At 65.4% G+C, this 22997-nt stretch carries 18 protein-coding genes; all 18 read right to left on the reverse strand.

Going from position 1 to position 22997, the window contains the following annotated elements:
* Positions 1 to 122 precede the first annotated feature (122 nt).
* The 18 genes from putA to mnmG all read right to left on the reverse strand — a co-directional run bounded on the left by putA (position 123) and on the right by mnmG (position 22931).
* Positions 123 to 4112 (reverse strand): trifunctional transcriptional regulator/proline dehydrogenase/L-glutamate gamma-semialdehyde dehydrogenase, encoded by a 3990-nt coding sequence (putA, locus tag CTP10_RS16550; RefSeq protein WP_116320007.1) that lies wholly within the window; start codon positions 4110 to 4112, stop codon positions 123 to 125.
* Between the two features lie 196 nt (positions 4113 to 4308).
* Entirely contained in the window at positions 4309 to 6636 is a 2328-nt protein-coding gene (locus CTP10_RS16555) for a primosomal protein N' (protein ID WP_233528153.1), read from the reverse strand.
* A 522-nt stretch (positions 6637 to 7158) separates the two neighbouring features.
* Positions 7159 to 8250: a uroporphyrinogen decarboxylase gene (gene hemE, locus CTP10_RS16560; protein ID WP_116320142.1), complete on the reverse strand. Its 1092-nt coding sequence runs from the start codon at positions 8248 to 8250 to the stop codon at positions 7159 to 7161.
* A 112-nt stretch (positions 8251 to 8362) separates the two neighbouring features.
* The gene (locus CTP10_RS16565; protein WP_116320008.1) at positions 8363 to 9313 is read right to left on the reverse strand and encodes an alpha/beta hydrolase; all 951 of its coding nucleotides are present in this window, start codon (positions 9311 to 9313) and stop codon (positions 8363 to 8365) included.
* A 50-nt stretch (positions 9314 to 9363) separates the two neighbouring features.
* Positions 9364 to 9804: a CoA-binding protein gene (locus CTP10_RS16570; protein WP_116320009.1), complete on the reverse strand. Its 441-nt coding sequence runs from the start codon at positions 9802 to 9804 to the stop codon at positions 9364 to 9366.
* Between the two features lie 772 nt (positions 9805 to 10576).
* Positions 10577 to 10993 (reverse strand): F0F1 ATP synthase subunit epsilon, encoded by a 417-nt coding sequence (locus CTP10_RS16575; protein ID WP_010811262.1) that lies wholly within the window; start codon positions 10991 to 10993, stop codon positions 10577 to 10579.
* Positions 10994 to 11089: 96 nt separating this feature from the next.
* On the reverse strand, positions 11090 to 12493 hold the full coding sequence (gene atpD, locus CTP10_RS16580) for a F0F1 ATP synthase subunit beta (protein ID WP_116320010.1): 1404 nt from the start codon (positions 12491 to 12493) through the stop codon (positions 11090 to 11092).
* A gap of 33 nt (positions 12494 to 12526) precedes the next feature.
* Positions 12527 to 13402 carry a F0F1 ATP synthase subunit gamma gene (atpG, locus tag CTP10_RS16585; RefSeq protein WP_116320011.1) on the reverse strand — a complete coding sequence of 292 codons (876 nt, stop codon included), beginning with the start codon at positions 13400 to 13402 and terminating at the stop codon, positions 12527 to 12529.
* Between the two features lie 74 nt (positions 13403 to 13476).
* Positions 13477 to 15018 carry a F0F1 ATP synthase subunit alpha gene (atpA, locus tag CTP10_RS16590; RefSeq protein ID WP_116320012.1) on the reverse strand — a complete coding sequence of 514 codons (1542 nt, stop codon included), beginning with the start codon at positions 15016 to 15018 and terminating at the stop codon, positions 13477 to 13479.
* A gap of 38 nt (positions 15019 to 15056) precedes the next feature.
* Positions 15057 to 15602, reverse strand: coding sequence for a F0F1 ATP synthase subunit delta (locus tag CTP10_RS16595; RefSeq protein WP_116320013.1), 546 nt, complete (start codon positions 15600 to 15602; stop codon positions 15057 to 15059).
* A 2-nt stretch (positions 15603 to 15604) separates the two neighbouring features.
* A complete protein-coding gene (locus tag CTP10_RS16600) occupies positions 15605 to 16075 on the reverse strand; it encodes a F0F1 ATP synthase subunit B (RefSeq protein WP_116320014.1) in 471 nt (156 codons plus the stop codon).
* Positions 16076 to 16174: 99 nt separating this feature from the next.
* Positions 16175 to 16441, reverse strand: coding sequence for a F0F1 ATP synthase subunit C (gene atpE / locus CTP10_RS16605; protein ID WP_010811268.1), 267 nt, complete (start codon positions 16439 to 16441; stop codon positions 16175 to 16177).
* Positions 16442 to 16520: 79 nt separating this feature from the next.
* Positions 16521 to 17387 carry a F0F1 ATP synthase subunit A gene (gene atpB / locus CTP10_RS16610; RefSeq protein WP_116320015.1) on the reverse strand — a complete coding sequence of 289 codons (867 nt, stop codon included), beginning with the start codon at positions 17385 to 17387 and terminating at the stop codon, positions 16521 to 16523.
* 243 nt (positions 17388 to 17630) lie between these two features.
* Entirely contained in the window at positions 17631 to 18134 is a 504-nt protein-coding gene (locus CTP10_RS16615; protein WP_116320016.1) for an ATP synthase subunit I, read from the reverse strand.
* A 321-nt stretch (positions 18135 to 18455) separates the two neighbouring features.
* The gene (locus tag CTP10_RS16620) at positions 18456 to 19370 is read right to left on the reverse strand and encodes a ParB/RepB/Spo0J family partition protein (RefSeq protein WP_116320017.1); all 915 of its coding nucleotides are present in this window, start codon (positions 19368 to 19370) and stop codon (positions 18456 to 18458) included.
* A 20-nt stretch (positions 19371 to 19390) separates the two neighbouring features.
* A complete protein-coding gene (locus tag CTP10_RS16625) occupies positions 19391 to 20164 on the reverse strand; it encodes a ParA family protein (RefSeq protein ID WP_116320018.1) in 774 nt (257 codons plus the stop codon).
* Between the two features lie 85 nt (positions 20165 to 20249).
* Positions 20250 to 20951 (reverse strand): 16S rRNA (guanine(527)-N(7))-methyltransferase RsmG, encoded by a 702-nt coding sequence (gene rsmG, locus CTP10_RS16630; protein WP_199414600.1) that lies wholly within the window; start codon positions 20949 to 20951, stop codon positions 20250 to 20252.
* Between the two features lie 21 nt (positions 20952 to 20972).
* Positions 20973 to 22931 carry a tRNA uridine-5-carboxymethylaminomethyl(34) synthesis enzyme MnmG gene (gene mnmG, locus CTP10_RS16635; RefSeq protein ID WP_116320020.1) on the reverse strand — a complete coding sequence of 653 codons (1959 nt, stop codon included), beginning with the start codon at positions 22929 to 22931 and terminating at the stop codon, positions 20973 to 20975.
* Positions 22932 to 22997 lie beyond the last annotated feature (66 nt).

Here is a 22997-nt window from a genome sequence, read left to right on the forward strand (position 1 = left end):
GCCCTGAGCGGCGTATTTTTCGAGGCGCGGCCTGGCAGTGCCGCGCCCTCCTTGGTATGCGCGCCGGGGCAGGATCGCCGCCACCGGTGCGCGCTTCGACAAGACGCGCGTCCGAGGATGCCTCAGCCGATCGTCATCAAACTTGCATTGCCGCCCGCGGCCGCGGTGTTGACCGACAGCGAGCGTTCGATCAGCAGGCGGTCGAGCGCCACGCTCGGTTCGCCCTGGGCCAGGCCCTGCACGCCGATTATCGGCCCGGGGCGCGCAGCCACCTGCTCGCACACCGTGCGCAGCTGGTCGGAGTCGCCGTGGTGCAGCACCGCATCGATGGCGATGTCCGCGGCAGTCCAGTCGGCCACCATGCGGACGCGCGATTGTACGCCCTTGGGCAGGCGGGCAAACAGCCCTCGCGCAACAGGGTTTTCCGGCCACACGGCGTGCGCGCCGACGGTCAGCACGGCGCCCAGCTGCAGCGCCAGGTCGGCTTCCTGCGCGGCCAGGCACAGCACGCGTTCGCGCGGCAAGAGCGTGTAGGTGTTGCGCTCGCCGGTGGGGCCGGCCAGCGTGACCGCCAGGCCCGAAGGCGTCGCCTCGGCAAAGCGCGCGCAGGCGTCCGCCACCGCGGGCAGCTCGGTGCCGGCCCAGTTGCGGAAGGCTTCGGCGGCGCGCACGGCCTCGTCGTCCGGGCCGACCGTCTCGGCGTGGTTCGTCACGTCGGCCGCGCGCACGCTGCGTGCCACCGCATCCTGCGGGCACACCGACAGCAGCCGGTGCAGGTACAGCGGGCCGCCCGCCTTGGGGCCGGTGCCCGAGAGCGCCTCGCCGCCGAACGGCTGCACGCCCACGACCGCGCCGACGATATTGCGGTTCACGTACAGGTTGCCCACATGGGCGCGGCTGACGATAAACGAGATAGTCTCGTCGATGCGGGTATGGATGCCCAGCGTCAGGCCGTAGTTCGTGCCGTTGATCTGGCTGACCATGGTGTCGAGCGCCGCGCGCGGGAAGCGCACCACGTGCAGCACCGGGCCGAACACCTCGCGCTTCAGTTCCTCGATGCTGTCCAGCTCGATCAGCGTCGGCGGCACGAAGGTGCCGTTACGGCAGCTGGCGCCCTGCGCGGCGTTGGGATCGGCCTGGTGGACGCGGCGGCCCTTGGCGCGCATGGCGTCGATATGGCGCGCGATGTTTGCGCGCGCCTCTTCGTCGATCACCGGGCCGACGTCGGTCGACAGGCGATCCGGGTTGGCCATGGTCAGTTCCTGCATCGCGCCCTTGAGCATTTCCAGCACGCGGTCGGCCACGTCTTCCTGCAGGCACAGCACGCGCAGCGCCGAGCAGCGCTGGCCGGCCGAGTCGAAGGCGGAGTTGACCACGTCGCCGACCACCTGCTCGGCCAGCGCCGAGGAGTCGACGATCATCGCGTTCTGGCCGCCGGTCTCGGCGATCAGCGGGATCGGGCGGCCGGCGGCGTCGAGGCGGCCGGCGACATTGCGTTGCAGGATGCGTGCGACCTCGGTCGAGCCGGTGAACATCACGCCCTTGACGCGGGCATCGCCCACCAGCGCGGCACCGACGGTCTCGCCGCGGCCCGGCAGCAGCTGCACCGCGCCGGCCGGCACGCCGGCTTCGCGCAGCAGCTTTACTGCGGCGGCGGCGATCAGCGGGGTCTGCTCGGCAGGCTTGGCCAGCACCGGGTTGCCGGCGGCAAGCGCCGCGGCCACCTGGCCGGTGAAGATCGCCAGCGGGAAGTTCCACGGGCTGATGCAGACTACCGGGCCCAGCGGGCGGTGGGTCTCATTGTCGAAGCCGCGGCGGATCTCGGCGGCGTAGTAGCGCAGGAAGTCCACCGCCTCGCGCACTTCGGCGATGGCGTTGGAGAAGGTCTTGCCGGCCTCGCGCATGATGATGCCCATCAGCGATTGCATCTGGGCTTCCATCAGGTCGGCGGCGCGTTCCAGCGCGGCGGCGCGCACGTCCGGCGGCGTGGCCTGCCAGATCGGCGCGGCATTGACGGCGGCCTGCAGGGCGGCGTCGACGTCGGCCTGGCTGGCTTCGGTGACCTGGCCGACCACGTCGCGGTGGTCGGCGGGGTTCAGCACCGGCGTGGTGAGTGCGTCGGCCGCGCGCGGCGAATCGGCGACCGGCGCAGCGCCCAGCATCGGCTCGGCGACATGGCGCTCGCTGGTGCCCGCCAGCAGGGCCGACGACAGCGAAGCCAGGCGGTGCTCGTTGGCCAGGTCGATGCCGGCCGAATTGGGACGGCTCTTGCCGTACAGCGTGCGCGGCGACGGGATGCGCGGATGCGGCAGGCCCAGCCCGCCTTCGTCGCGGTGCATGGACTCGACCACGGCTACCGGGTCGGCCACCAGCTCGTCAAGCGAGATGGTCTCGTCGGCAATGCGGTTCACGAACGAGGTGTTGGCGCCGTTTTCCAGCAGGCGGCGCACCAGGTAGGCCAGCAGCGTTTCATGCGTGCCGACCGGCGCGTAGATGCGGCACGGGCGGTTGAACTTGCCGTCGGCGGTCGGGCCCACCACCTGGTCGTACAGCGGCTCGCCCATGCCGTGCAGGCACTGGAACTCATACTGGCCGGGGTAGTAGCTGTGGCCGGCGATCTGGTAGATGGCCGACAGCGTATGCGCGTTGTGCGTCGCGAACTGTGGATAAATCGCGTCCGGCACCGACAGCAGCTTGCGCGCGCACGCCACGTACGACACATCGGTGTAGACCTTGCGCGTGTAGACCGGATATCCCTCCAGCCCTTCCACCTGGGCGCGCTTGATCTCGCTGTCCCAGTACGCGCCCTTGACCAGGCGGATCATCAGGCGGTGGCGGCTGCGGCGGGCCAGGTCGATCAGGTAGTCGATCACGAACGGGCAGCGCTTCTGGTAGCCCTGCACCACGAAGCCAATGCCGTTCCAGCCGGCCAGCTCGGGCTCGAAGCACAGGCGTTCGAGCAGGTCGAGCGAGATTTCCAGCCGGTCGGCTTCCTCGGCGTCGATATTGATGCCGATATCGTACTGGCGCGCCAGCAGCGTCAGCGACTTCAGGCGATCGTACAGCTCGCCGATCACGCGCTCGTGCTGGGCGCGGCTGTAGCGCGGATGCAGCGCCGACAGCTTGATCGAGATGCCCGGGCCTTCATAGATGCCGCGGCCGCGCGAGGCCTGGCCGATGGCGTGGATGGCCTGCTCGTACGAAGCCAGGTAGCGCACGGCATCGTCCTCGGTCATGGCCGCTTCGCCGAGCATGTCGTAGGAGTAGCGGAAGCCCTGCGCCTCGTACTTGCGCGCGTTGGCGAGCGCCTCGGAGATGGTCTCGCCGGTGACGAACTGCTCGCCCATCAGGCGCATCGCCATGTCCACGCCCTTGCGGATCAGCGGCTCGCCGCCCTTGCCGATAATGCGCGTGAGTGCCTTGGTCAGGCCCGATTCAGTATGCGTGGCGACCAGCTTGCCGGTCAGCAGCAGGCCCCAGGTGGCGGCGTTGACGAACAGCGACGGGCTCTGGCCCAGGTGCGACTGCCAGTTGGCGCCGCTGATCTTGTCGCGGATCAGCGCGTCGCGGGTGGCCTTGTCGGGGATGCGCAGCAACGCCTCGGCCAGGCACATCAGCGCCACGCCTTCCTGCGACGACAGCGAGAATTCCTGGATCAGGCCCTGCACCAGGCCTTCACGGCCGGTGCCGACCTTCTGCTCGCGCAGCCGCATGGCCAGCGTCTTGGCCATCTTGATGGCGGCTTCGGCCTGCTGCTGCGGCAGGCGCGCCTGTTCCAGCAGCACCGGCACGCAATCCGTCTCGGGGCGGCGGTAGGCGGAGGTGATGGCGGCACGCAGCACCGATTGTGGCTGGATGCTCTGCGCGAATTCCAGGAACGGCTGCGGAGCGCCGTCGGCCGGGACCAGGTCGGAGGCGTCGGCACCATCGGCGTCGGCCGAACCGGCGGCGCTGGTTTCGTGCGGCAGGTGCCCGCGCTCGACCTGTTCCAGGTAGGTGAAGATGGCCTGCTTGATCAGCCAGTGCGGCGTGCGGTCGATGGATTGGGCGACACGCTTGAGGCGATCGCGCGAGGCGTCGTCGAGCTTGACGCCGAGAGTGGTGGTGGCCATGCGGGCAGTTCTCCGAAAAACTGGGGGGCGCCGCCGGTGCTACCGCGCCCATGCCACGCAGGCCAGGACGCACGACCGGCCGCAGCCTGTGAGCTGGCGCGATCTTACTCCCGAAAAACCAAAAGGTGCAACCTAGTGCAACCCTAGAGTTAACCCTGACAAGCGGGTTGCACCTATACTTCCGCCGGCGGTTGGCTCAGATCCGGAGCGGATCGATTTCCAGCTGCCAGCGCACCCCCTTCGCCTCCGTTCCTACCTCTGCGAAAGTCTGTACCCACTCGGCCACGAACCGTTGCAGCGCCGGCCTTGACGTCGCCTCGACCAGCATCTGGGCACGTTCACGGTTGGCGATGCGCACCATCGACATCGGCACCGGATCGTGCAGTTGCACCTCGGCCGCCAGCTGACACGTTTCCGCATGCCGCCGCGCCACCTGCAGGAACTGCAGCGCCCTGTCCAGCTCGCCATGTTCGGTCGTGACCAGCACCTGGAAGCAGAACGGGGGCAACCCGGCCTGGCGCCGCTCGCGCAACTGGCTGGCAGCGAATCCATCATAGTCATGGCGCGTGAGCGCCTGCAATGCCGGCGTGTCCGGGTAGCGAGTCTGGATCAGCACCTCGCCCGGCAGCCCGGCGCGGCCAGCGCGCCCCGCCACCTGCATCAGCGATGCGAACAGGTGCTCGGCAGCGCGGAAATCGTGGCTGAACATGGCTGCGTCCGGGTGCACGATCCCCACCAGCGTCACGCGCTGAAAGTCATGGCCCTTGGCGACCATCTGGGTGCCCACCAGGATGTCGACTTCGCCGGCGTGGACTTCGTCGAACATCGCCTGCGCGCTGCCCTTGCGCCGGGTGGAATCCGCGTCGATGCGGGCGATGCGGGCCTGGGGAAAACGCGACGCCAGCGCCTCCTCGATGCGCTGGGTGCCGCGGCCAAGCGGCGCGATATCGACATTGCCGCAATCCGGGCAGTGGTGCGGCACGGGCGACTCCAGGCCGCAGTGGTGGCAGCGCAGGCGGCGCTCCGGCCGGTGCAGCACCAGGTACGCCGAGCAGCGCGGGCAGCCGGACAGCCAGCCGCAGCTGTCGCAGGCGATCACCGGCGCATAGCCGCGGCGGTTCAGGAACAGCAGGCTCTGCTCGCCGCGCGCCAGCCGGGCGTCGATGGCTTCCAGCAGCGGCACCGACAGCCCCTCGAACAACGCGCGCTGGCGTTGCCGCTCATGGTTCAGATCGACCAGCCGGACCACCGGCAGCGCAGCATCGGCCTGGGCGCGCTCGCGCAACACCAGCTTGCGGTAAGTGCCCTGCCCTGCCCGCCACCACGTTTCCATCGAGGGCGTGGCCGAACCGAGCACAATCGCAATGCCGCGCTGCTTGGCGCGCCATACCGCCAGGTCCCGCGCCGAGTAGCGCAGCCCTTCCTGCTGCTTGTAGGAGGTATCGTGCTCCTCGTCGACCACGATCAATGACAGTGCCGGCAGCGACGCCATCACCGCCATGCGCGTACCCAGCACGATGCGGGCCTCGCCGCGGTGCGCGGCCAGCCACTGCAGGCTGCGCTCCTGGTCGGCCAGGCCGCTGTGCAGCACGGCCAGCGGCAGGTGCGGGAAACGCGCGGCAATGCGCGCCTGCAACTGCGGGGTCAGGTTGATTTCGGGCACGAGCATCAGCACCTGGGCGTGCGGGTCGCGTTCCAGCACGGCCTGCATCGCATGCAGGTAGACCTCGGTCTTGCCGCTGCCGGTAACCCCGTGCAGCAGGAACGGGGCAAAACCCTGCGCGTCAGTGATGGCCTGCACCGCGGCGCGCTGCTCGTTGTGCAAGGCGGGGGCCGCGGACGGCGGCTGCGCCGGAGCGGTCGGCAGCAGCGGCCGGGCGGTACGATCGGCTTCGACCCAGCCGGCTGCCTGCCATTCGGCCAGCCGCGCCGGCGCTGCCGCGCACAGCGCGCGCGCCTCGGCCAATGCCAGTGGCGTGCCGGTAGCAGCACGTTCGGCGAGCCCCTGCGCCAGCGCCCGCACGCTGCGGGCCCGCGGCGGGACGGCGGCCAGCAGGTTATCCACATGCTCAGGCAACAGGCGGTATTCGTCGGTACGGGCACGCTGCGCCAGGCCCGGCCAGCCGTCGGGCTCGCGCAACGCCGGGGGTAGCGCCGGCAGCATGACTTCGCCGAGGCGGCGCTGGTAGTAGCGTGCGGCAAAGGCGGCCAGTGCGATCCAGTCGGGCGGCAGCGGCGGCATCCAGTCCAGGCGCTGGGCCACCGCGCGCAGTCGGTCGGTGGGCACATCGGAGGCGGCGGCGCGCTCCACTGCCACGCCGACCAGGCTGCGGCGGCCAAACGGCACCACGACCAGGTCACCGGGCGCGACGTCGGGTGTGGCCAGGTAATCGAAGCAATCGTCGGCGGGCGTGTCCAGGGCGACGCGGACGATCGGAAGTCCGTTGGCATCGCCGGCCGAGGCATCGCCGGCCGTTACGGCGGATAAGGCGGATATGGCGAGTGCGCCGCTATCGTCCGCCATCGCGCCGTTCCTGGTGCACGCCCCCTGCGCCGACTCTGTGCATCGGGCAACGTGAAAACAAATGGGAGCGGTTTTGTGTGCGGCGCAACATCAACTTAAAGTAAAACTTCAAATGTGGCCCTAAGTCGATGATAGATGACTGGTTTTCCACTAATTCCAACGCCCCTGTGGATAACTTTGTTGAAAAGTCGCGCCGGAGGGCCCGGAAGGCCCGCGAATCAAGGGATCCACTGGCATCGGTCCATGCTTTGCAAATCTTCCAAAGCCTTAATAATCAAGACCTTGCAAACGTCCCCCAGATAGGTTAGGGACTAACCCGCTCTTGCACTGCGGCAAACCTATCGGTGTGCATAAGTCAAGCCCCGACAATCAACTCTGGGCACCTTTTTGGCGAATGGCGGCGAAAAAGTTAACTTGACAGGTGTAACGGCGCGGCTCCCGCAGCACCGGGTACGCGCCGGCGCGTTTCGCTGCAGCGCGAGGCGCCGCCGGCATCGTCTGCGACGGCGCATACCGCCCAGGTCACTTCTGCGCGCTGCGCAGCTTGCGGCTGTAGGCGTGCACTTCGTCGACCAGCACGGTGACATGCTCGGGCGGCGTGAACTGCGAGATGCCATGGCCAAGGTTGAACACATGGCCGTCGCTGCCGCCAGCCGCCGCGTAGCTGTCCAGCACGCCGCGCACCTGCTCGCGGATCGCGGCCTCGGGCGCGAACAGCACCGTGGGGTCGATATTGCCCTGCAGGGCCACGCGTCCGCCGGTACGGCGGCGCGCCTCGGCCAGGTTGACGGTCCAGTCCAGCCCGATCGCATCGGCCCCGGTATCGGCCAGCGCCTCGAGCCACAGCCCGCCGCCCTTGGTGAAAACGATCGCCGGCACCTGCTGGCCGGCGTGCTCGCGCTTCAGTCCGGCCAGCACGCGGCGCATATAGGCCAGCGAGAACGTCTGGTACATGCCGTCGGCGAGCGCACCGCCCCAGGTATCGAAGATCATCACCGCCTGCGCGCCCGCCTCGATCTGGGCGTTCAGGTACGCCGACACGGCTTCGGCGTTGATCTCCAGGATGCGGTGCATCAGGTCCGGGCGGCCGTACATCATCGCCTTGACCGTACGGAAGTCGTCCGAGCCGCCACCTTCGACCATGTAGCACGCCAGCGTCCACGGGCTGCCCGAAAAACCGATCAGCGGCACGCGCTGGCGGCCGTCCTGCACCAGCGCCCGGCGGATCTCGCTGACGGCGTCGAACACGTACTGCAGCGAGGACATGTCTGGCACGGCCAGCTTCTGCACGTCAGCTTCCGTGCGCAGCGGATGCGCGAAGCGCGGGCCTTCGCCCTGTGCGAACGACAGGCCCAGGCCCATCGCGTCGGGCACGGTCAGGATGTCGGAGAACAGGATGGCCGCGTCCAGCGGATAGCGGTCCAGCGGCTGCAGGGTCACCTCAGTGGCGTAGGCCGGGTTCTTGGCCAGGCCCAGGAAGCTGCCGGCGCGCGCGCGCGTGGCGTTGTACTCGGGCAGGTAGCGGCCAGCCTGGCGCATCAGCCACAGCGGCGTGTATTCGGTGGGCTGGCGGCGCAGCGCGCGCAGGAAGGTATCGTTCTGCAGTGCGGTCATGGTCATCCTCGTAAGACCGCCATTCTAAGGGATGGGCGCCGCGCGCCGGCGTTTTGACGCGCGCTCGGGCGTTCGCCTGGGTGTTCGCTTCGGCGTGCGCTTGTGTGTGCGCTCAGGCGTCGTCGAGCAGGTCGCGAAAGGCACCGGCGGCACGCCGCATCCACTCGCGCGCGCGCTCGGCTTCAGGCTGTAGCCGGGCAAAGCCGTGGGTCATGCCGCTTGCCTCGATGGTGATTACCGGGGCGTCGTGGCGGACCAGGAAGTCGGCGTAGGCCAGGCCGTCGTCTCGCAGCACGTCGTGGGCCGCGACCAGGATCACCGTCGCGGGCGGCCGTACTGGCGGCGCCGCCATCAGGTGGACGCGCGGGTCGGCATGCGCCGCACCTTGCGCGAGGGCGTCGGCGCCGATGAACTGGGTCCAGAACCAGGCCATTTCGTCGCGCGTCAGGCCGGGGCCGTCGGCAAAGGCGCGGTAGCTTTCCGTCGCCAGTACCGGCGCGGTGACCGGGTAGATCAGCAGTTGGGCATCGACCCGCACCGCGTTGCCGCCGTTGAGCTGCTGTGCAGCCTGCGCCGCCAGGTGGCCGCCCGCGCTGTCACCGGCCAGCGCGAGGAAACCCGGTGCCAGGCCCAGCGCCTGGCGCTGGCCTGCCAGCCACGCCGCCGCTTCCACGGCATCTTCGCAAGGCGCCGGGAACGGATGCTCGGGCGCCAGCCGGTAGTCGACGCTGGCCACCGCGCAGCCGGTATCCGCGGCGAGCAACGCCGCTACGGTGTGATGGGTCTGCGACGAGCCGATGACCCAGCCGCCGCCATGGAAGTACACGATCAGCCGCGGCGGGACTTCGCCCTGCGGCCGGAACAGCCGCGCACCAAGTGTGCGTCCTGCCAGCGGGATCGCCAGGTCATGCACGGCGATGCTTTCCGGGTCCGGCAGCAGAGAAGTTGCCGCGATCTCGGCAAAGCGTGCCCGGTGGGCGGTGACATCGGCGGGCGCCGGCACGCCGGCATAGCGCTCGGCCAGGCGGCGGTAATAGGCATGCAGTTCGGGATCGATGGCCATGGTCGGCAAGGGGGCTTGTAAAAACGAAAACGGGCCAGCGCTGGCGCGGCTCAGCGTGGCGCCAGTGCGCGCGTCAGCTCGATCTTGCTGCAGCAGTCCTGGACCGCCAGCAGTCCGGCGGCGGCGGCGCGGCGCACGGCTTCGTCATTGACGATGCCAAGCTGCAGCCAGACCCCGCGCGCGCCGATGGCGATGGCGTCGTCGACCACACCTGGCGTGTCCTCGGCACGACGGAAGATGTCGACCCATTCGATGCGTGCTCCGCTGGCGGCCATTGCCTCGGCAGCTTGCTGCAGGCTGGCGTGGCAGGTCTCGCCAAGGATGCGCTCCCCGGCGTGGCGGGGATTCACTGGCACGATACGGAAACCATGGCCTTGCAGGAATTCCGCCACTTCATGGCTGGCTCGCTCGGGGCGGTCGGACAGGCCGACCACCGCCACGGTCTTCATCGCCAGCATGGCTTGTATCGCGGGCTGCATCTCTGGGTGCATTACGCCTCCGGCTGTGAACAACTGCGGGATAAGTCTTGGGATAACTATTGGATAGCCGCTGGACAACTGCAGGATAAGCGGGGGAAACCGTACCGCTTCCGTTGGCCGGGGGCCGGTCAGCGCAGCAGACGTATCGAATCGTAACCGCGAATCGCCACACCGGTCATGGTGCGAGAGCGAACACGGAAAACAGCCCGTGAATGATACGGTATAGGCACGTTACAGCGGCGAACATGACGCCAGCACGAGGAAATGTGGCGAACGCGGCGGATGGGGGCGCGAGCAGCTTTCAACTTCTTGCAAAACGATACATTTTGTTACTGCCATGCCGGGGAGTTTCCCCCACAATGCATTGACACACCCGCTATCTGGGGTGCGGCGCCCCAGCAAAGATTGCTGTGCAGACCTAAAGGGGCGTGGTGAAGAAAGCCTTTTTGTAGCGTTTCTTGCAGTAACCCGATTTTCCGATCCAGCAAAAATGCCGCTGGACCGGAGCACCAGGAAGACCGTTTTAGCGCGTGGCCTTTGTGGCCTGTGTGCGGATATCAGATATCCGATGCGCCTTGATTGTCACCTGGACCGAACCCGTTCCTTCGAATTGACCCCTCGAAGGGATTTTCCCGTCCGCGCGGAGCCTCCCCGGCCCGCGCGCTTTTTTTTGTCCAGGCAGAGCGAAAGCATATCGCTGTGCCTACAAAAAAGGCAGCCTCGCGGCTGCCTTTTTTTAAATGTCGCATCGAAAAAACAACAACGCGACAGGACTGCTGATTCTTTACTTCTTACGACGCAGGCGGGCGATGGCAGCTAGCTGCGCAGCCGCCACGGCGAGCTCGCTCTGGGCACGTGCCAGGTCGAGATCGCTGCTCTGGTTCTGCATCAGCTCTTCGGCTGCACGCTTGGCTTCCTGGGCCTTGGCTTCGTCCAGGTCGCCACCGCGGATGGCGGTGTCGGCCAGCACGGTAACGTGCTTGGGCTGCACTTCGAGAATGCCGCCGGCAACGAACACGAACTCTTCGCTGCCGTCTTCCTTCTCGATGCGCACCGCACCCGGCTGGATGCGCGTGATCAGCGGCGTGTGGCCCGGCAGGATGCCCAGCTCACCCGACTCGCCCGGCAGCGCCACGAACTTCGCCTGGCCGGAGAAGATCGACGCTTCCGCGCTGACGACGTCTACAAGAATGGTTGCCATATCTGATCCTTTCTCCAATCGCTTCGCTTCTGACGGCTACACCGCTTCGCGCGATGCACCGCTGCCCCCGCTGGCGCGGGGGCAGCGAAACAAGGCTTACTGGAGCTTCTTGGCCTTCTCGAAGGCTTCGTCGATCGAGCCGACCATGTAGAACGCCTGCTCGGGCAGGTGATCGCACTCGCCGTCCACCAGCATCTTGAAACCACGGATGGTTTCCTTCAGCGGCACGTACTTGCCCGGCGAACCCGTGAACACTTCGGCCACGTGGAACGGCTGCGACAGGAAACGCTGGATCTTACGCGCGCGGTTCACGGCCATCTTGTCTTCCGGCGACAGTTCGTCCATGCCCAGAATCGCGATGATGTCGCGCAGTTCCTTGTAGCGCTGCAGGGTCTGCTGCACGGCGCGTGCGACGTTGTAGTGCTCCTGGCCAACCACTTGCGGGTCCATCTGACGCGAGGTCGAGTCGAGCGGGTCCACAGCGGGATAGATACCGAGAGCGGCGATGTCACGCGACAGCACCAGGGTCGAGTCCAGGTGCAGGAAGGTGGTTGCCGGCGACGGGTCGGTCAAGTCATCCGCAGGCACGTACACGGCCTGGATCGAGGTGATCGAGCCAGTCTTGGTCGAAGTGATGCGCTCCTGCAGCTTGCCCATTTCTTCAGCCAGCGTCGGCTGGTAGCCCACGGCGGAAGGCATACGGCCCAGCAGTGCCGACACTTCGGTACCGGCCAGCGTGTAGCGGTAGATGTTGTCGACGAAGAACAGGATGTCACGGCCCTCGTCGCGGAACTTCTCGGCCATGGTCAGGCCGGAAAGTGCCACGCGCAGACGGTTGCCCGGCGGCTCGTTCATCTGGCCGAACACCATGGCCACCTTGTCGAGCACGTTCGAGTCCTTCATTTCGTGGTAGAAGTCGTTCCCTTCACGGGTACGCTCGCCCACGCCGGCGAACACCGACAGACCGCTGTGCTGCTTGGCGATGTTGTTGATGAGCTCCATCATGTTGACGGTCTTGCCCACGCCAGCACCACCGAACAGGCCCACCTTGCCGCCCTTGGCGAACGGGCAGATCAGGTCGATCACCTTGATGCCGGTTTCCAGCAGGTCGGTCGAAGGCGACAGTTCGTCGAACTTCGGGGCCTTCTGGTGAATCGCGCGGCGCTCGTTGGAATCGATCGGGCCAGCTTCGTCAATGGGGCGACCCAGCACGTCCATGATGCGGCCCAGCGTGCCTTGACCCACCGGCACCGAGATCGGCGCTTCGGTGTTCTTCACCGGCATGCCGCGGCGCAGGCCGTCCGACGAACCGAGGGCAATGGTACGGACCACGCCGTCGCCCAGCTGCTGCTGGACTTCGAACGTCAGGCCCTTTTCGGCGAACGACGTTTCGCCGCTGTCTTCCAGCACCAGCGCGTCGTACACCTTCGGCATTGCGTCGCGCGGGAACTCGATGTCCACCACGGCGCCAATGCACTGCACAATATTTCCGATACTCATTTCGTATCTCCGATAGCTTGAATTCTTGACGCCTCAGACCGCTGCTGCACCGCTGACGATCTCTGACAATTCCTTGGTGATCGCTGCCTGCCGGGTCTTGTTGTAGTCCAGCTGCAGTTCGCCGATCACGTTCTTGGCATTGTCGGATGCCGCCTTCATGGCCACCATGCGCGCCGACTGCTCGGACGCCATGTTCTCGGCCACGGCCTGGTACACCAGCGCCTCGACGTAGCGGACCAACAGTTCTTCCACCACGGTCTGCGCGTCAGGTTCGTAGATGTAGTCCCACGAGTAGGCGCGCTTCTCTTCTTCCGTCTGCGACAGCTTGTCGGCGGCCAGCGGCAGCAACTGCTCGACCACCGGTTCCTGCTTCATCGTGTTGATGAACCTGGTGTACGCCAGGTACACCGCGTCGACTTCACCGTTAGTGAATGCGTCGAGCTGGACCTTGATCGCGCCGATCAGCTTTTCCAGGTGCGGGGTGTCGCCGAGCTGCACCACATTCGAGGCCACCTTTGCGCCGATGCGGCTCAGGAACTGCAGGCCCTTGCTGCCGATGGCAGTGGCTTGGACACCCACGCCGCGACCCTGCAGGCTCTTCAGCTCATTGGTCACCGCACGCAGCACGTTCGTGTTCAGACCGCCGCACAGCCCCTTGTCGGTCGTGACCACGATCATGCCGATGCGCTTGACTTCGCGCTCCTGCATGAACGGGTGCTTGAACTCGGGGTTGGCCGAAGCCAGGTGCGCCGCGATGTTGCGCACTTTCTCGGCGTAAGGACGGGCGTTGCGCATCCGCTCCTGCGCCTTGCGCATCTTGGATGCGGCGACCATCTCCATCGCCTTGGTGATCTTGCGCGTGTTCTGCACGCTCTTGATCTTGGTTCGAATCTCTTTCGTTCCGGCCATATCTTCCTCTCCACCCGAACCAGCGCCGCGCCGGCATGAGCCAGGCGCGGCGGTGGTGTCGGGGAATCACGCGGTTAGAACGCGGCGGACTTCTTGAAATCCTCGATCGCAGCACGCAGGGCGGGCTCATCTTCCTTCGAGAGGACCTTGGTCTCTTCGATGCGGTTGACGAGGTCGGCGTACTTGGTCTTCAGATGGTCGTGCAGGCCCTTCTCGAACGGGAGGATGTCCTTCACTTCCACGTTGTCGAGGAAGCCATTGTTGGCTGCAAACAGCGACGCCGACAGCTGCCACACCTGCTGCGGCTGGTATTGCGCCTGCTTGAGCAGTTCGGTCACGCGGCGGCCGCGCTCAAGCTGCTTGCGGGTAGCGTCGTCCAGGTCCGAAGCGAACTGCGCGAAGGCAGCCAGCTCACGGTACTGCGCCAGGTCGGTACGGATACCGCCGGACAGGTTCTTCACCACCTTGGTCTGTGCAGCACCACCCACGCGCGACACCGAGATACCGGCGTTGATGGCGGGACGGATACCGGCATTGAACAGGTCGGTTTCCAGGAAGATCTGACCGTCGGTAATCGAGATCACATTGGTCGGCACGAACGCGGACACGTCGCCGGCCTGCGTTTCGATGATCGGCAGCGCGGTCAGCGAACCGGTCTTGCCCTTGGTGGCACCGTTGGTGAACTTCTCGACGTAATCTTCGTTCACGCGGGCAGCACGCTCCAGCAGGCGCGAGTGCAGGTAGAACACGTCGCCCGGGTAGGCTTCGCGGCCCGGCGGGCGGCGCAGCAGCAGCGACACCTGGCGATATGCCCAGGCTTGCTTGGTCAGGTCGTCATAAACGATCAGCGCGTCTTCACCACGGTCGCGGAAGTACTCGCCCATCGTGCAGCCGGCGTAGGCAGCCAGGTACTGCATGGCGGCCGAGTCCGAAGCGGCGGCAGCCACGACGACGGTGTATTCCATCGCGCCGTGCTCTTCCAGTTTGCGCACCACGTTGGCGATCGTCGAAGCCTTCTGGCCAATGGCGACGTACACGCAGTACATGCCCTTGCCCTTCTGGTTGATGATCGCATCCACTGCAACAGCGGTCTTGCCGGTCTGGCGGTCGCCAATGATCAGCTCACGCTGGCCACGGCCGATCGGCACCATCGAGTCGATCGACTTCAGGCCGGTCTGCACCGGCTGGCTCACCGACTGACGCGCGATCACGCCCGGCGCGACCTTTTCGATCACGTCGGTTTCCTTCGCGTTGATCGGGCCCTTGCCGTCGATCGGCTGGCCCAGCGTGTTGACCACGCGGCCCAGCAGTTCCTTGCCAACGGGCACTTCCAGAATGCGGCCGGTGCACTTGACCGTGTCGCCTTCGGAAATGTGTTCGTAGTCACCCAGCACCACGGCGCCGACCGAGTCGCGCTCGAGGTTCAGCGCGAGGCCGAAGGTGTTGCCGGGGAATTCCAGCATCTCGCCCTGCATCACGCCAGACAGGCCATGCACGCGGCAGATACCGTCGGTCACGGAAATCACCGTGCCGGTGTTGCGCACTTCAGCTTCGGCGCCAAGACCCGAGATGCGGGTCTTGATCAGCTCGCTGATTTCTGAGGGGTTCAGTTGCATCACAATGCTCCTAATTCTTCAATCCGTCGGACAGCCGCTCAGGCGGCGGTCAGCGCGGTTTGCATGGCTGCCAGGCGCGCACGCACGGAGGTGTCGAGCACTTCGTCGCCAACCTTGATGCTGACGCCGCCGATCAGGGACGGGTCCACCGCCACCTGCGCGTACAGCTTGCGGCCGAACTTGCGTTCGAGTGCAGCGACCAGGTCGCTCAGCTGACCATCTTCCAGCGGGAAAGCGCTGATGATCTCAACGTCGGACGACCCTTCGCGGGCGTTCTTGAGCGCATGGAACTGTTCGGCGATGTCAGGCATCACCGACAGGCGGCCGTTCTCCACCAGCAGCTTGACGAAGCGGCGTGCCTCGTCGCTGACCGGGGACTTCAGCACCGACAGGAACAGTTCAGCCAGCTTGTCGCCGGGAACGTTCGGATCGTCGGCGACCGCCTTCATGTCGGCATTGGCGGCAACTTGCCCCATTTCCGACACCAGCTCGGACCATGCACCCAGGTTGCCTGCGCTCGATTCACTGGCGACGCGGAACAGCGCCTCAGCGTAGGGACGGGCAATGGTTGCGGTTTCAGCCATGATTAGAGCTCAGCCTTGAGTTGATTGAGCAGGTCGGTGTGGACCTGCGCGTTCACTTCACGCTTGAGGATCTGCTCGGCACCCTTGACGGCCAGCACGGCGACCTGGTCGCGCAGTTCTTCGCGAGCACGGGTAACCTGCTGTTCTGCGTCGGCCTTGGCCTGGGCAATGATGCGTGCGGCTTCTGCCTGGGCGTTCTGCTTGATCTCGTCGGCCGTCAGCTGGGCGCGCTTCTCGGCGTCAGCGACGCGTTGAGCGCCTTCGGTGCGGGCTTCGGCCATAGCCTGGTCCACACGCTTGTTGGCGAGTTCAAGCTCGGCCTTGCCCTTCTCGGCAGCGGCGAGGCCATCGGCGATCTTCGTTGCGCGTTCGTCGAGCGCCTTCACCAGCGGCGGCCAAATGAATTTGGCAACAACCCACCACAGGATGAAGAACACGACCATCTGCGCAAAAAACGTTGCGTTCAGATTCATGGTGTGTTCCTTTCGGTAATCAAACTACAGATAAATGCACAAAAGGCGGCTGGGCTGGTGGCCCGCGCCGCCCGTCAGCATCATGCAGACCGAAAAGAATTACTTGATGACAGCCAGCAGCGGGTTGGCGAAGGCGAACAGCATTGCAACACCCACGCCGATCAGGAATGCCGCGTCGATCAGGCCAGCCAGCAGGAACATCTTGGTTTGCAGCGGGTTCATCAGCTCGGGCTGACGTGCGCAGGCTTCGATGTACTTGCCACCCATCAGGGCGATACCCAGGCAGGCGCCGATAGCGCCCAGGCCGATGATGATGCCGATACCGATGGCGGTCAGACCCTGGATGTTGGCGAGAAATTCTTGCATGACGACTCCTTTAATTTAGAGAGACTTAGAACCAAAAAATCAAAAAACCAAAAAACCTAAAACTTGAAACCTGCGGCGATCAGTGGTGATCGTGAGCCTGGCCGATGTACACCAGCGTCAGCATCATGAAAATGAAGGCCTGGAGCAGAACGATCAGGATGTGGAAGATCGCCCATACCGTACCGGCCACCACGTGGCCGACAAAGCCCAGCGCGGACAGGTCGGCACTGAACGTCCAGATCGAACCCAGCAGCGCGATCAGCAGGAACACGAGTTCGCCGGCGTACATGTTGCCGAACAACCGCATGCCGAGCGAAACGGCCTTGGCCAGGAATTCGATAAGGTTCAGGATCAGGTTGAACGGGGCCAGGTACCACTTGGCGCCGAACGGGGCCGAGAACAGTTCGTGCATGAAGCCGCCCGTGCCCTTGATCTTGAAGCTGTAGTAGATCATCAGGACCAACACCGAGCACGACATGCCCAGCGTGCCGTTCAGGTCGGCCGTGGCCACTGCGCGGTGGTGGGGCAGGTGAATGTGGAAGACGCCCAGCAGGCTGTTCAGGCCGGTGACCCAGTCGACCGGAATCAGGTCGATTGCGTTCATCATGGTGATCCAGCAGAACACCATCAACGCCAGCGGAGCGATCCACGAGCGGTCGCCGTGAATGATTCCCTTGGCCTGGTCGTCGACCATCTCGACGATCATCTCCACGAAAGCCTGGAAGCGACCCGGTACGCCGGCGGTAACGCGGCGCGCAGCCATATACAGGAACAGCACGGCGAGGGCGCCGCACAGGACCGACCAGAACACCGTGTCATAGTTGATCACGGAGAAATCGACCACCGACGACTGCTTGCCGCCGACCGAGTTCAGGTTCTGCAAGTGTTCGGCGATATAGCCGGAGGGTGTCAGCACGTGTTCCGCGCTTTGGGTAGCATCTGCCATTGTCGAATAGAACGGTATATTGCGAAATCTTCGGGCCGCGCGCCGCTACTACTGTGCAGCACCCGGTACGCGTCTTGCATTGCCTTCGGCGGATTCGCCGGTCACCGCGATGCAAGCGGGCTTCAAACCTTGACCGTGTCCGGTGTCACCGCTGTGAAACCACAGTGAAACCGCCACGGAAACATCTTGATATTCCGTTTCGGTGCCCCACCTCCGGGTGAAGCACTTGTGTTGTGCAGCGGCCTAGCGCATCGCGAGGGCCACCACCCAGTAAGTCTTGAGCGCCAGCAGGAACGTGACCAGCATCGGTACCCAACGCAGATCCCGGTACAGCACCACCACCAGCACCAGCATGGCCACGGTGGCAAACACCTTGATCGCCTCGCCGAGGACCAGCCCGCCGACCGATGCACGATCCCGCGCCACCCACAGCCGGAACGCGAAGAATCCGCTCGGCACGAAGCACACCATGCCGCCGAACAACGCCGACCAGCCATACGGCCCCGCCTCTTTCCCGAACAACGCCCAGCACAATGCCGACAGCAGGGAAACGATCACCTGCGCCAGGACAACCTTGCCCGGGGTCATGCGCGAAGGACGCAGCGCGTTTTCGCCAAACAGCTTCACCGCATCGGCATGCGACAGCGGATCGACAGCTTCCTCTTCACGGTCTGCGCCTTCTTTCCAGTCGTCCCAGTCATCTTCCTGACCGGAACCGGCGCCGCGCTGCTGACGGTCTCGAACCACTACCTGCCTGCCTCATTTCAGGCCGGAACTTATCGGCCCGACCAGAATTCAAACCGCACGATTTTAAGGGGAACTACTGATTCGCGTCAATCTGCTTACAGTTACCTTGCAGTGCGTTGCGCACAACGGTTGCCATCACGATTGCATGATGGCTTTACAAAAATTGCGCGGCAATGATGTTTGACGTAATTGGATTGCGCAGCGGGAGCCGCGCATGATGGTGGATTACCGGGTACGGCTCACGTATACCGGTAATCGGGCCGGCCACTGCTGCATCGATGCAACAGTCATCCCTGCAATGGCCGGTTATCGCCCGCTTTTTCAGGCTGCCTGTTGCCCTTCGCGCGATTCGCGCAGCCGCGCGAGCACGCCCTCGAGCGCATCGTTGTTGCTGAAGTGGATGGTGAGCTGGCCCTTGCCACGCGTGCCCAGCTTGATCTGCACGGACAGCCCCAGCGCATCCGACAACTCTTCTTCCAGCCGCGCCACGTCGCGGATATTGTTGACGCCCTTCTGCTTGAGCGACTTCAGGTCGAACGGCTTGAGCGTGGACGCCACCAGCTTTTCGGTCTCGCGCACCGACAGCCGTTTGTTGACGACCTGGTTCGCCAGCGTGATCTGGTTGGCGCCATCGACGGCGAGCAGCGCGCGCGCGTGGCCCATGTCGAGGTCGCCCGCCATCAGCATGGTCTGCACCGGCGCCGCCAGGTTCAGCAGGCGCAGCAGGTTGGACACCGCGCTGCGCGAGCGGCCCACCGACTCGGCTGCCTGCTCGTGTGTAAACTTGAACTCGCGGATCAGGCGCATGATGCCCTGCGCTTCTTCCAGCGGGTTCAGGTCTTCGCGCTGGATGTTCTCGATCAGCGCCATCGCGGCCGCGGCTTCGTCGGCCACGTCCTTGACCAGCACCGGCACCTTGTCGAGGCCAGCGATCTTCGACGCACGGTAGCGGCGCTCGCCGGCAATGATCTCGTAGCGATCCGGCTCGGCCACGCGCCGCACCAGGATCGGCTGCATCAGGCCCTGCGCGCGGATGCTCGCGGCAAGCTCCTGCAGCGCGCCTTCGTCCATGCGCGTACGCGGCTGGTACTTGCCCGGCTGCAACTGGTCGACGTGCAACACACTGGGCGCGCCCTCCTGCTTCGCGGTCTCGACGATCTCGGCGGGACCGCCCAGCAACGCTTCCAGGCCGCGGCCCAGGCCCTTCTTCTTTGCCGGCGTCTTTGCGGTACTCATGGTCGATGGCTCCTTCAGCTTCAGCCCAGCTGCCTGACGCGCGCGATCATCTCGGCGCCAAAGTCCAGGTACGCCTTGGCGCCCTTGGATGAGGGGTCGAACGCCACGCCCGGCATGCCATAGGACGGTGCCTCGGCCAGGCGCACGTTACGCGGGATCAGGGTCTTGAACACCTTGTCACCGAAGTGCGATTCAAGCTGCGCCGACACCTGCTGCTGCAGCGTGACGCGCGGGTCGAACATCACGCGCAGCAGGCCGATCACCTTGAGCTCGCGGTTCAGGTTGGCGTGCACCTGCTTGATGGTGTTGACCAGGTCGGACAGCCCTTCGAGCGCGAAGTACTCGCACTGCATCGGCACGATCACGCCATGCGCCGCGCACAGCCCGTTCAGCGTCAGCAGCGACAGCGACGGCGGGCAGTCGATCAGCACGAAGTCGTACTCGCCGTCGACTTCGTCGATGGCCTGCTTGAGCCTGCGCTCGCGGTGATCGAGTTCGACCAGTTCGACTTCGGCACCGGCCAGCTCGCGATTGGCCGGCAGCACGTCGTACCTGCCAGTCTCCGATTTCTGGCGCGCCTGCGGGATGCTGGCCATGCCAACCAGCACCTGGTACACGCTGTGCTCCAGCGCCTGCTTGTCGATGCCCGAACCCATCGAGGCATTGCCCTGCGGATCCAGGTCGACCAGCAGCACCCGCTGACCCTGCGCGGCCAGGCCGGCGGCGAGGTTCACCGTGGTGGTGGTCTTGCCCACCCCGCCCTTCTGGTTTGCAATCACGAATACCTTGGCCATATGTTCCTGAGGCTCCTGCTTCAAATCATCCGGCCAGCCTCATGGCCGGCAGTTCGCGGTTCTGCTTGCAGCGCCGCGGCGTAAGTCATGCATGCGCGCCTGCGCGCCGCGACAGCACTACCAGGTGGCGCTCGGCGTCCAGTCCCGGCACCGTGAGGCGCGGTACATCATCGACTTGCCACTGTGTCATCAGTCCTGCCGCCTCCATCCGGTCGAGCTCGGCCTGTGGATAAACGCCCTTCATGGCGATCAGCTTGCCGTGCGGCGCGAGCAGCTGACCCGACAGGTTCACGAAATCGGTCAGTTCGGCAAAGGCGCGCGACGTGATCACGGCAAAGCCGTCCGCGTCGTCCAGCTTCTCCACCGGGCCCCAGTGCGCCGCGGCGTTGGCCAGCCCAAGCTGGGCGCGGCATTGGGTCAGGAAGGCGGTCTTCTTCTGCACGATGTCGACCATCAGCACCGATACGTCGGGGCACGAGATCGCCAGCGGCAGCCCGGGCATGCCGCCGCCCGAGCCAACGTCCAGCACCCTGCCCCGCGCGGGCGTACCTACCTCTGCAGAGCGCGCGGCCGTGGCCAGCGCGGGCACTGCGGCGAGCGAATCCAGCATGTGATGCGTGAGCATCTCGTCAGGATGACGGATCGCGGTCAGGTTATAGACGCCGTTCCATTTGCGCAGCAGCGCGAGATAGTCGAACAGCTTGTCGATCTGCGCCGGTGCCAGTGCCAGCCCGAGCTCGGCGAGACCGCCCTCGAGGCGACGACGCTGCGTGGCGTCGTCCGTCATGGTGTGTCGAGCGCCCGCCACTCAGGCCGCCTCTTCCGAGGTGCCACCAGTGGCAGCCGACTCGGCGCGGGTGCGGCCGAGCCCCTTCTTCTTCAGGTGTACCAGCAGCAAGGAGATTGCCGCCGGAGTCACGCCCGAGATGCGCGACGCCTGGCCCAGCGTTTCCGGACGGTGCTGGTTCAGCTTCTGGCTGACTTCAAAGCCCAGCCCGCGTACCTCGGTGTAGTCCAGGTTCTCTGGCAGGCGGGTCGATTCATTGGCTTCCAGCTTGTCGACCTCGGCCGCCTGGCGGGCGATATAGCCGTGGTACTTGATGCCGATCTCGATCTGCTCACGGATCTGGTCGGCCAGCATGGAGTCTGCGTCGAGCGGTGCTTCGGGCGCATGGCGCCCACCCTGCAACGCCATCAGCGCCTCATAGCGGACTTCCGGCCGGCGCAGCAAGTCGGCCAGGCTGTACTCGCGCTCGATCGGCTTGCCCAGCAGCGGCACGGCGTCTTCCGGTGGCAGCATGCCCGGGTTCACCCACGTGCTCTTCAGGCGCTCTGTTTCACGTGAAACAGTGTCGCGCTTGCGGTTGAAGGCATCCCAGCGTGCGTCGTCCACGACACCCAGTTCACGGCCAATCTCCGTCAGCCGCATGTCGGCGTTGTCCTCGCGCAGGCTCAGGCGGAATTCGGCGCGGCTCGTGAACATGCGGTACGGCTCAGTCACGCCGCGTGTGATCAGGTCGTCGACCAGCACACCCAGGTAGGCCTGGTCACGGCGCGGCGTCCAGGCGTCGCGCTCGCGCACATAGCAGCCAGCGTTGATACCGGCCAGCAGGCCCTGCGCCGCCGCTTCTTCATAGCCGGTGGTGCCATTGATCTGGCCCGCAAAGAACAAGCCGCGGATAGCCTTGCTCTCGAGCGACGCCTTCAGCCCGCGCGGGTCGAAATAGTCGTATTCGATCGCATAACCCGGGCGCAGGATATGCGCGTTCTCCAGGCCGCGGATCGAATGCACCAGCTCCAGCTGCACGTCGAACGGCAGGCTGGTCGAGATCCCGTTCGGGTAGAACTCGTTGGTGGTCAGTCCTTCCGGTTCCAGGAAAATCTGGTGGCTTTCCTTGCTGGCAAAGCGATGGATCTTGTCCTCGATGCTCGGACAGTAGCGCGGCCCTACCCCTTCGATCACACCGGTGTACATCGGCGAACGATCGAGACCACCGCGGATGATGTCGTGTGTACGGCTGTTGGTATGGGTAATCCAGCAAGGCAGCTGCTGCGGATGGTGCTCTGGACGGCCCAGGAAGGAAAACACCGGCACCGGATCCAGGTCGCCAGGCTGCTCTTCCATCACCGAGAAATCGATGGTGCGGCCGTCGATGCGCGGCGGCGTGCCGGTCTTCAGGCGGCCCTGCGGCAGCTTCAGCTCTTTCAGGCGCGCCGACAGCGATACCGCCGCCGGATCACCGGCGCGGCCACCAGTGTAGTTGTCCAGGCCGACGTGGATCTTGCCGTCCAGGAAGGTGCCCGCGGTCAGCACCACGGCCCGTCCGCGGAAGGCAATACCGACCTGCGTCATGGCGCCAACGACCCGGTCGCCCTCGACTATCAGGTCGTCCACCGCCTGCTGGAACAGCATCAGGTTCGGCTGGTTTTCCAGACGGGTGCGAATCGCCTTGCGGTACAGCACACGATCGGCCTGCGCGCGCGTGGCGCGCACCGCCGGTCCCTTGCTGGAGTTGAGGATGCGGAACTGGATGCCGGCCTCATCCGTGGCGGCCGCCATGGCGCCGCCCATCGCATCCACTTCCTTGACCAGGTGTCCCTTGCCGATGCCGCCGATGGACGGATTGCAGCTCATCTGGCCCAGCGTCTCGATGTTGTGGGTCAGCAGCAGCGTCTGGCAGCCCATGCGGGCGGCCGCGAGTGCAGCTTCAGTGCCGGCATGACCACCACCGACGACGATGACATCGAATTCTTTTGGGTAAAGCATGGGACACCTCCTCCGGGAGGCTGCGGAACAAACGGGAATGCGAAATTATAGCGGCAATCGACTGGC

This window comes from Cupriavidus sp. P-10 (assembly GCF_003402535.2).
GTDB lineage: Bacteria > Pseudomonadota > Gammaproteobacteria > Burkholderiales > Burkholderiaceae > Cupriavidus.

What these genes read in the sequence shown, in the direction of transcription:
- putA (WP_116320007.1), bottom strand. Translation starts at nt 4,112, where the DNA reads ATGGCCACCACCACTCTCGGCGTCAAGCTCGACGACGCCTCGCGCGAT.
- CTP10_RS16555 (WP_233528153.1), bottom strand. Translation starts at nt 6,636, where the DNA reads ATGGCGGACGATAGCGGCGCACTCGCCATATCCGCCTTATCCGCCGTA.
- hemE (WP_116320142.1), bottom strand. Translation starts at nt 8,250, where the DNA reads ATGACCGCACTGCAGAACGATACCTTCCTGCGCGCGCTGCGCCGCCAG.
- CTP10_RS16565 (WP_116320008.1), bottom strand. Translation starts at nt 9,313, where the DNA reads ATGGCCATCGATCCCGAACTGCATGCCTATTACCGCCGCCTGGCCGAG.
- CTP10_RS16570 (WP_116320009.1), bottom strand. Translation starts at nt 9,804, where the DNA reads ATGCACCCAGAGATGCAGCCCGCGATACAAGCCATGCTGGCGATGAAG.
- CTP10_RS16575 (WP_010811262.1), bottom strand. Translation starts at nt 10,993, where the DNA reads ATGGCAACCATTCTTGTAGACGTCGTCAGCGCGGAAGCGTCGATCTTC.
- atpD (WP_116320010.1), bottom strand. Translation starts at nt 12,493, where the DNA reads ATGAGTATCGGAAATATTGTGCAGTGCATTGGCGCCGTGGTGGACATC.
- atpG (WP_116320011.1), bottom strand. Translation starts at nt 13,402, where the DNA reads ATGGCCGGAACGAAAGAGATTCGAACCAAGATCAAGAGCGTGCAGAAC.
- atpA (WP_116320012.1), bottom strand. Translation starts at nt 15,018, where the DNA reads ATGCAACTGAACCCCTCAGAAATCAGCGAGCTGATCAAGACCCGCATC.
- CTP10_RS16595 (WP_116320013.1), bottom strand. Translation starts at nt 15,602, where the DNA reads ATGGCTGAAACCGCAACCATTGCCCGTCCCTACGCTGAGGCGCTGTTC.
- CTP10_RS16600 (WP_116320014.1), bottom strand. Translation starts at nt 16,075, where the DNA reads ATGAATCTGAACGCAACGTTTTTTGCGCAGATGGTCGTGTTCTTCATC.
- atpE (WP_010811268.1), bottom strand. Translation starts at nt 16,441, where the DNA reads ATGCAAGAATTTCTCGCCAACATCCAGGGTCTGACCGCCATCGGTATC.
- atpB (WP_116320015.1), bottom strand. Translation starts at nt 17,387, where the DNA reads ATGGCAGATGCTACCCAAAGCGCGGAACACGTGCTGACACCCTCCGGC.
- CTP10_RS16620 (WP_116320017.1), bottom strand. Translation starts at nt 19,370, where the DNA reads ATGAGTACCGCAAAGACGCCGGCAAAGAAGAAGGGCCTGGGCCGCGGC.
- CTP10_RS16625 (WP_116320018.1), bottom strand. Translation starts at nt 20,164, where the DNA reads ATGGCCAAGGTATTCGTGATTGCAAACCAGAAGGGCGGGGTGGGCAAG.
- rsmG (WP_199414600.1), bottom strand. Translation starts at nt 20,951, where the DNA reads ATGACGGACGACGCCACGCAGCGTCGTCGCCTCGAGGGCGGTCTCGCC.
- mnmG (WP_116320020.1), bottom strand. Translation starts at nt 22,931, where the DNA reads ATGCTTTACCCAAAAGAATTCGATGTCATCGTCGTCGGTGGTGGTCAT.